This is a genomic window from Enterobacter sp. CGMCC 5087 (assembly GCF_003144775.1).
Lineage (GTDB): Bacteria > Pseudomonadota > Gammaproteobacteria > Enterobacterales > Enterobacteriaceae > Enterobacter > Enterobacter cloacae_M.
Genome location: NZ_QFXN01000245.1, coordinates 1 through 8,084, shown reverse-complemented (window position 1 = coordinate 8,084; position 8,084 = coordinate 1). Strand labels below are relative to the sequence as shown.

10 protein-coding genes are annotated in these 8,084 nt (G+C 56.6%); 1 reads left to right on the top strand and 9 read right to left on the bottom strand.

Annotation, left to right across the window (positions count from 1 at the left end; translation table 11 throughout):
• The 3 genes from DEO48_RS21945 to sdhC all read right to left on the bottom strand — a co-directional run.
• Positions 1 to 674 (bottom strand): FAD-binding protein (locus DEO48_RS21945; protein ID WP_146198315.1); only part of this gene is annotated, 674 nt, incomplete at its 3' end.
• Complete coding sequence (gene sdhD, locus DEO48_RS21940) at positions 674 to 1,021, bottom strand: succinate dehydrogenase membrane anchor subunit (RefSeq protein WP_008501088.1); 348 nt, start codon at positions 1,019 to 1,021, stop codon at positions 674 to 676. The genes DEO48_RS21945 and sdhD, both read right to left, overlap by 1 nt.
• On the bottom strand, positions 1,015 to 1,419 hold the full coding sequence (sdhC, locus tag DEO48_RS21935; protein WP_020684965.1) for a succinate dehydrogenase cytochrome b556 subunit: 405 nt from the start codon (positions 1,417 to 1,419) through the stop codon (positions 1,015 to 1,017). The genes sdhD and sdhC overlap by 7 nt, the downstream gene beginning before the upstream one ends.
• Before the next feature lie 639 nt (positions 1,420 to 2,058).
• Here sdhC and DEO48_RS21920 point away from each other — a divergent pair.
• Positions 2,059 to 3,342, top strand: coding sequence for a citrate synthase (locus tag DEO48_RS21920; protein WP_023310788.1), 1,284 nt, complete (start codon positions 2,059 to 2,061; stop codon positions 3,340 to 3,342).
• Between the two features lie 99 nt (positions 3,343 to 3,441).
• Here the strand turns inward: DEO48_RS21920 and nei are convergent, their stop codons facing one another.
• From nei to phrB, 6 genes are all read right to left on the bottom strand, one after another.
• Complete coding sequence (gene nei / locus DEO48_RS21915) at positions 3,442 to 4,233, bottom strand: endonuclease VIII (protein WP_023310787.1); 792 nt, start codon at positions 4,231 to 4,233, stop codon at positions 3,442 to 3,444.
• Positions 4,234 to 4,252: 19 nt separating this feature from the next.
• Complete coding sequence (gene pxpA / locus DEO48_RS21910; RefSeq protein WP_109846274.1) at positions 4,253 to 4,993, bottom strand: 5-oxoprolinase subunit PxpA; 741 nt, start codon at positions 4,991 to 4,993, stop codon at positions 4,253 to 4,255.
• Complete coding sequence (gene pxpC / locus DEO48_RS21905; RefSeq protein WP_109846273.1) at positions 4,980 to 5,912, bottom strand: 5-oxoprolinase subunit PxpC; 933 nt, start codon at positions 5,910 to 5,912, stop codon at positions 4,980 to 4,982. Before pxpC ends, pxpA begins: the two co-directional genes overlap by 14 nt.
• Positions 5,906 to 6,562, bottom strand: coding sequence for a 5-oxoprolinase subunit PxpB (pxpB, locus tag DEO48_RS21900; RefSeq protein WP_109846272.1), 657 nt, complete (start codon positions 6,560 to 6,562; stop codon positions 5,906 to 5,908). Before pxpB ends, pxpC begins: the two co-directional genes overlap by 7 nt.
• A 14-nt stretch (positions 6,563 to 6,576) precedes the next feature.
• Positions 6,577 to 7,320, bottom strand: a complete 744-nt coding sequence (locus tag DEO48_RS21895; protein WP_023310783.1) for a type 2 GTP cyclohydrolase I — start codon at positions 7,318 to 7,320, stop codon at positions 6,577 to 6,579.
• A 10-nt stretch (positions 7,321 to 7,330) separates the two neighbouring features.
• A partial coding sequence (phrB, locus tag DEO48_RS21890; RefSeq protein WP_109846271.1) for a deoxyribodipyrimidine photo-lyase occupies positions 7,331 to 8,084 on the bottom strand: 754 nt, incomplete at its 5' end.

The window sequence follows — 8,084 nt, the reverse complement described above, 5'->3', positions numbered from 1 at the left end:
ATGCCGACACCGTCACCGGTGTTGATGTGGGCGTTGGTGGTGGACTGATAGATACGGCCTGCACCGCCGGTCGCCAGCACGGTAGCACGGGCTTTGAAGTAAACCACTTCACCGGTTTCGATGCACAGCGCGGTACAGCCGACGATTGCGCCATCGGCATTTTTCACCAGATCCAGCGCGTACCACTCGGAGAAGATGGTGGTATGGTTTTTCAGGTTCTGCTGATACAGGGTGTGCAGCAGTGCGTGACCGGTACGGTCAGCCGCCGCCGCGGTGCGTGCCGCCTGCTCGCCGCCGAAGTTTTTCGACTGGCCGCCAAACGGACGCTGATAGATAGTGCCATTTTCCAGACGGGAGAACGGCAGACCCATGTGGTCCAGCTCCAGAATCGCTTCCGGGCCGGTTTTACACATATATTCGATGGCATCCTGGTCGCCGATGTAGTCGGAACCTTTTACCGTGTCGTACATGTGCCATTCCCAGTTATCTTCGTGGGAGTTACCCAGCGCAACGGTGATACCGCCCTGCGCAGACACAGTGTGGGAACGGGTCGGGAAAACTTTAGAGAGCAGCGCACAGGTCTGGCCGCTCTGGGAAATTTGCAGTGCGGCACGCATACCTGCGCCACCGGCACCAATTACAACAGCATCAAATTCTCTGACTGGCAGTTTCATTACACACCCCACACCACAACGAATCCATAAATAACGTAAACCACCAGTGCAACCACAATGGCCAGCTGCAGTGGGAGGCGAATCGCCAGCGGTTTAACGTAATCGGTCAACACCTGCCACATGCCAATCCAGGCATGAATAAGGATGGAGAACAGAGCCAGCAGGGTGAACACTTTGGTGAAGGCGGATCCGAAGAACCCACTCCAGATTTCCCACGTCAGCGTGCCGCTGGTCGCGAAGAAACCGATCATATAGATGATGTAAAGAGTGAGAACGATGGCGGTAGCACGGACCAGAATGAAGTCATGTACGCCGTTGCGTCCTAATGCGGAGGCGTTGCTTACCATACGAGAACTCCTGCGAGAAGTGAAAGCACGACAGTAATCACAAATGAAATGTTAGCGGAGCGTTTCCCGGCTTCGAAAGTCTCTTCCAGGTAGCCAAAGTCCATCAGCATATGGCGAACACCGACGACAACGTGGTACGCCAGCGCGGTCAGAATGCCCCACATGATGAATTTCACGAAGAAGCTGTTCATGATGGCAGAGGCCTGGAGGAATCCTTCAGGGGAAGAGAGGCTGGTGCCCAGTAACCACAGCAAAATACCGACCGCCACAAACGTAATCACACCAGAAACACGGTGCAGAATGGACGCTATTGCTGTTACAGGGAACCGGATCGTTTTGAGATCCAGATTGACAGGTCTTTGTTTTTTCACATTTCTTATCATGAATAACGCCCACATGCTGTTCTTATTGTTTCCTTCCTCCGGACTGCGATGCGGGTCAAGCAGCGTTCCTTTTCTATAACTGCGCGTCATGCAAAACACTGCTTCCAGATGCTTAAACGACACGTTACAACGCTGGGTGGCTCGGGATTGCAGGGTGTTCCGGAGACCTGGCGGCAGTATAGGCCGTTCACAAAATCATTACAATTAACCTACATACAGTTTGTCGGGTTTTCTCTGGAACAGTGATCAGGGTCACGATAACAACATCTTTTTAATTTTTAATCATCTGATTTGACAAATGTTAAACAATATTGTTACAAACGTCATCAGAAAAGGCATATAATGCGCAAAAGTTATGAGGTCTCTCTTTCACCTGACAAATAGTTATGTAACAGTGTGATGGTATTGACCGAAGTTATCAGGACAGTTATTAGTGATATACAGGTTTGAATAATTCGGACTGCAAAAACGCTGATTTGCTGTGGTTTCACTGATATTTCATTCGTTTACCTGCAAGGCGCCATAGCTCTGTACCCTGGTTTGTCCTCGTGAGCTGAGCGGAAAGCCAAATAACAATCTGGTAACGGTGATTAACAGCTGAAAGCAAATCCGGTAAAGCGCAGTCTTAAGCATAAGGCGCTAAGGAGACCGTAAATGGCTGATACAAAGGCAACGCTCACCCTAAATGGTGACACTGCTATTGAACTGGATGTGCTAAAAGGCACGCTCGGTCAGGATGTTATTGATATCCGTACGCTGGGCTCTAAAGGTGTATTCACCTTTGACCCTGGATTTACCTCTACCGCATCTTGCGAATCCAAAATCACCTACATTGACGGTGACGAAGGTATCCTGCTCCATCGCGGCTTCCCCATCGATCAGTTAGCCACCGAATCCAACTATCTGGAAGTGTGCTACATCCTGCTGAACGGCGAAAAACCGACGCAGGCACAGTACGATGAATTCAAAACCACCGTGACCCGTCACACCATGATCCATGAGCAGATTACCCGTCTGTTCCATGCGTTCCGCCGTGACTCTCACCCGATGGCGGTGATGTGCGGTATCACCGGTGCGCTGGCGGCGTTCTACCACGACTCCCTTGACGTGAATAACCCGCGTCACCGTGATATCGCGGCGTTCCGCCTGCTGTCCAAAATGCCTACCATGGCGGCGATGTGCTACAAATACTCCATCGGCCAGCCGTTTGTGTATCCGCGCAACGACCTCTCCTACGCGGGTAACTTCCTGCGCATGATGTTCTCCACGCCGTGCGAAGAGTACGAAGTGAACCCGGTGCTGGAACGCGCAATGGACCGTATTCTGATCCTGCACGCTGACCACGAACAAAACGCCTCTACCTCTACCGTCCGTACCGCGGGCTCTTCAGGCGCGAACCCGTTCGCCTGTATCGCTGCGGGCATCGCTTCCCTGTGGGGACCGGCGCACGGCGGCGCGAACGAAGCGGCACTGAAGATGCTGGAAGAGATCAGCACCGTTGAGCACATTCCTGAGTTCGTGCGTCGCGCGAAAGACAAGAATGACTCCTTCCGCCTGATGGGCTTCGGTCACCGTGTTTACAAAAACTACGACCCGCGCGCCACCGTGATGCGTGAGACCTGCCACGAAGTGCTGAAAGAGCTGGGTACCAAAGATGATCTGCTGGAAGTGGCGATGGAGCTGGAACACATCGCACTGAACGACCCGTACTTCATCGAGAAGAAACTCTACCCGAACGTCGATTTCTACTCTGGCATTATTCTGAAAGCGATGGGCATTCCGTCTTCCATGTTTACCGTGATCTTCGCTATGGCCCGTACCGTAGGCTGGATTGCGCACTGGAACGAAATGCACAGCGAAGGCATGAAAATCGCCCGTCCTCGTCAGCTGTATACCGGCTACGAGCAGCGTGATTTTAAGTCTGACCTGAAGCGCTAAAAGATGTTGGGTGCGGCCTGATGCCCTCACCCCGGCCCTTTCCCACAGGGAGAGGGTGGAAACATTAAAAACGGTAACCCAAGGGTTACCGTTTTACTTTTATTTCTGGCAGTGCGGGCACCAGTAAAAAGGTCTGGAAGAGAGCATAATCCTGTCGATAATCCCGCCGCATCGCTCACACTTCTTCCCCGCCCGATGAAACACCTTGAACCGGAACAGCGCCCCGTGATGCGTGTTCTCATCCGCCACGCCGCGCGTGTTGTACGAGAGCCGCGGAATATCCAGCAGCGCGTGGGACAACGCCTCCAGCTGTTCATCATTCAGCTCAGACGCTTTATGCTGCGCCGCCAGCCCGACTTCCCAGAGGATCTCTACCCGCAGGTAGTTGCCCAGCCCGGCCAGAAAGGCCTGGTCGAGAAACAAACCGGAAAACTGTCGGTTACGGAATTTAGGTGATAACAGCCGGGCCTTCACGTCGCTCGCCGTCAGGCGCATGTCCAGCACGTCCGGCCCGACCCGCTGCAGAAACGGGTGCGTCAGCAGCTGCTCCGGCGTAAGCATTTCGATATCCGACGCGCTATAGAGTAGGATCGCTTTATCCGCCGTTTGCAGCCTGACGCGCAGCACGCGGGTGGTTTGCGGCTGCTCGTCCGCCTCCACCACGCGCCAGACGCCGTAAAGCTGGTTATGGCTATATAACGTCAGGTTATGGGAAAAGTGCGTAAGCAAGGCTTTGCCGCGCGTTTCAATATGTGTCACCGTCTGGCCCACCAGCTGTGATTCAAACGGTTTCAGTTGAGGAAAAGCAAACCAGACATCCGTCAGGGGTTTGCCCTTTATCGCCGCCTCCAGGCTATCCGCCGCGCGGCGGATCTCCGGACCTTCAGGCATCTTTGTGTCCTTATCGTCATTATTCGGCGCTGACGAGGATACCCTCTTCAGAGAACGCTGCCCGCAAGCGGCGCGCGAACTGGAGCGCATGCTCGCCATCGCCGTGTAAACATACCGTATCGGCCTGCACGTTTGCCGGTGTTCCGTCCACGGCGATCACCCGCCCGGCGCGCACCATCTCCAGCGTCTGCGCCAGCGCTTTAGCTTCGTCGGTAATCAGCGCCCCGGCCTGCGTCCGCGGCACCAGGCTTCCGTCCGGCTGGTATCCCCGATCGGCAAAGACTTCCTGACGGGTGGTCAACCCCAGCCGTTCTCCGGCGCGAATAAGCTCGCTGCCCGCCAGACCCACAAGGATCAGCTGCGGGCTGCAGTCCAACACCGCGCGGGCAATGGCGTCCGCCAGATCCGCATCTTTCGCCGCCTGGTTGTAGAGCATGCCGTGCGGCTTCACGTGGCGCATCACGCCGTTCTGGGCGCGCACCATCGCCTCCAGCGCGCCGATCTGGTAGAGCACCTGAGCGTAGACCGTCTCAGGGGGCAGATCCATCGCCGTACGGCCAAAGTTTTCCCGATCGGGAAAGCTGGGGTGAGCCCCAATCGCGACGCCGTTTTTAATGGCATTACGCACGCTCTCCAGCATGGTTTGGGCATCACCCGCATGAAAGCCGCAGGCGATATTGACCGAGGTGACCAGAGTCATCAGTTCCGAATCAGCGCTGCTTCCCTCCCCGAGATCGGCGTTCAAATCAATCTTTACCATCAAGCCTCCACGCCAGCTGTTCAAGATAACGCTGCTGATCCTGCCGCGCCTTAAGCGCCTCCTCCAGCGAACACTGCACGAAGTGAATCGGCTGGCCGAGGGGAATTTGCGCCAGATGGTAGCGATCCGCTTCAATGATGCAGGCAATGCGCGGATAGCCGCCGGTAGTTTGCGCATCGTTCATTAATACGATGGGCTGACCGTTTCCCGGCACCTGAATAACCCCAGGCAATAAACCGTGGGAGAGCAGCTCCCGGTCCGTCGTGCGGGTCAGCGGCTGCCCCTGAAGGCGGTAGCCCATGCGGTTACTCTGCGGGCTGATCTTCCACGGCGCACGCCAGAAGGACTCTTTAGAAGCCTCGTCAAACTCATGATATTCCGGCCCCGGTAAGGCGCGGATCTGGTTTCCCCACAGCAGCTGTTTTACGCCCTGCGTGGTCGAGAAATGGCGCGCGGAGGGTTTGATTGCCAGCCGATCGCCGTCGCGCAACAAACGTCCTTCGTGACCGCCGATCCCGGCCTTCTGATCGGTACTGGATGAACCCAGCACCTCCGGCACGTCAATGCCGCCAGCCACCGCGAGATAGCTACGCACACCGTGCAGCGGACGTTTGAGCGTCAGGCGCTGCCCGGCTTTCGCCCGCAGCCGCCAGCCGGTCCACACCGCTTTGCCATCCAGCGTCGCCTCACACCCTGCGCCGGTTAAGGCAAACCAGGTTTCCTGACCAAACTCAATCACACACTGACCCAGCGTAATTTCTAGCGCCGCCGTGCTGCCTTCGTTGCCCACAAGCAGGTTGGCAATCTCCAGCGAAGGACGGTCAAGCGCACCGCAGTAGCTCACGCCCGACTGGCGCAGACCAAAGCGACCGGCATCCTGTACGGAGGTGTAAAGCCCGGCGCGAATAAGCGTTAACATACCCCCTCCTTCTGCGGGATAAAGCGAAGGGTATCCCCGGGACGCAAGAGTATTGGCGTCTCCAGCCCGGGTTCAAATAACGGTGTAGCGGTATGCCCTATAAGCTGCCAGCCGCCAGGCGATGTCAGCGGATAAACGCCGGTCTGCTCACCGCCGATAGCCACCGTCCCCGCCGGCACGCTCACGCGCGGCTCGGCACGGCGTGGCGTATGCAGCCGGGGAGATAATCCGCCCAGATACGGGAATCCAGGCTGAAATCCCAGGAACCAGACCACGTAGTCAGCCGAGCTGTGCAGCTCAACAACCTGCTTTTCTGTTAATCCGCAGTGGTCTGCCACCACGCCAAGATCTGGCCCACCCGTACCGCCATAAACGACCGGGATCTGAATGGCGCGCGACTCCGGCTCCAGCGCCTCGCTCTCTTCCCACCAGCGCTGCAAACGTTCAATGGCATCCAGCGCCAGGGTATGCGGGCTACGCAGCACGACGGTTATGTTATTCATACCCGGAATGGTCTCAACCACTTCAGGCATGTCGGCCAGACGCTGGGTCAGCCGCCAGATACGCTTTTGCGTGGCAAGCGTCACCGGTGGTTCAAGCTCCAGAACCACTGCGGTTTCACCCAGAAGATAACAACGCGCTCGCTGCACTTAACTACCTCTCGTCAGGCTGGGTTAGGGATATCAATAAAGGTCACATCCAGATCGGTATTTTCTGTCAGCCACTCGCTGAGGGCGCGAATGCCACCGCGCTCGGTGGCGTGATGGCCAGCCGCGTAAAAATGCAGCCCCTGTTCACGCGCCGAATGAATGGTCTGCTCGGAAACCTCGCCGGTGATAAAAGCATCGACGCCGAAACGCGCGGCGCTGTCGATAAAGCCCTGACCGCCACCGGTACACCATGCGACACGCTTCACCGTATCCGGACCGGTATCACCGCTCCACAGCGGACGACGACCCAGGCGCGCTTCAATCCACGAGGCCAGCTCCAGTCCTGGCACCGGCATCGCCAGCTCGCCCCACGGCACCAGCGGCTCAATTTCACCCATCACGGTAATCCCCAGTAGCTGCGCCAGCTGGACGTTGTTGCCGAGCTCCGGGTGCGCATCCAGCGGCAGGTGGTAGCCGTACAGGTTGATGTCATTAGCCAGCAGCGTTTTCAGACGATTGCGCTTCATCCCGCGAATAATCGGCGATTCGTTTTTCCAGAAGTAACCGTGATGAACAATCACCGCGTCGGCGTTCTGACGAACGGCCTCGTCCAGCAGCGCCTGGCTTGCCGTCACGCCGGTGATAATTTTTTGCACCGTCTCACGGCCTTCAACCTGGAGCCCGTTCGGGCCGTAATCGCTGAAGGAGGTACTGTTCAGTTTTTCGTTAATCAGGCTTTCCAGTTCGCTGTTTTTCATCATCACTCTCTTATGCTTTGCGGGCAGCTTCGTACGCCGCCAGCGTGGCGACACGCGCCTGTTTATGGTCGACAATCGGACGAGGGTAATCCAGCTTTACACGCTGTTTATCCGCCCATGCCCACGGTTCGTGGATCGCTTTAGCAGGTATACCGTTAAGTTCAGGCACCCAGCGGCGGATAAACTCGCCGTCCGCATCAAATTTTTGCCCCTGCGTGGTCGGATTGAAAATCCGGAAATAGGGTGCGGCATCGGTGCCGGTAGAGGCCGCCCACTGCCAGCCGCCGTTATTCGCCGCGAGATCGCCATCGATCAGCTGAGAGATAAAATAGCGCTCTCCGATACGCCAGTCGATAAGCAGATCCTTCACCAAAAAGCTGGCGGTAATCATCCGCAGGCGGTTGTGCATCCACCCCATCTTATTAAGCTGACGCATGGCGGCATCGACTATCGGATAGCCCGTCTGCCCACTTTGCCAGGCTTTCAGCTGCTTATCATTCGATTGCCACTTTACATTATCGGTCCAGCCAATGAAGGGCCGATGTTTACATAAATCAGGGTGATACGTCATCAGATGGCGGTAGAACTCGCGCCAGATAAGTTCATTCAGCCAGACAGACCCTGCGCCGCCCTCCAGCGCCTGCGGCTGCTCCGCCAGCAGACGATGCAAACACTGGCGCGGTGAGATCGCGCCCAGCGCCAGACTGGCCGACAGGCGGCTGGTACCCTCGATGGCGGGAAAATCTCGACGCGCGTCGTAACTG

What these genes read in the sequence shown, in the direction of transcription:
- sdhD (WP_008501088.1), bottom strand. Translation starts at nt 1,021, where the DNA reads ATGGTAAGCAACGCCTCCGCATTAGGACGCAACGGCGTACATGACTTC.
- sdhC (WP_020684965.1), bottom strand. Translation starts at nt 1,419, where the DNA reads ATGTGGGCGTTATTCATGATAAGAAATGTGAAAAAACAAAGACCTGTC.
- DEO48_RS21920 (WP_023310788.1), top strand. Translation starts at nt 2,059, where the DNA reads ATGGCTGATACAAAGGCAACGCTCACCCTAAATGGTGACACTGCTATT.
- nei (WP_023310787.1), bottom strand. Translation starts at nt 4,233, where the DNA reads ATGCCTGAAGGTCCGGAGATCCGCCGCGCGGCGGATAGCCTGGAGGCG.
- pxpA (WP_109846274.1), bottom strand. Translation starts at nt 4,993, where the DNA reads ATGGTAAAGATTGATTTGAACGCCGATCTCGGGGAGGGAAGCAGCGCT.
- pxpC (WP_109846273.1), bottom strand. Translation starts at nt 5,912, where the DNA reads ATGTTAACGCTTATTCGCGCCGGGCTTTACACCTCCGTACAGGATGCC.
- DEO48_RS21895 (WP_023310783.1), bottom strand. Translation starts at nt 7,320, where the DNA reads ATGAAAAACAGCGAACTGGAAAGCCTGATTAACGAAAAACTGAACAGT.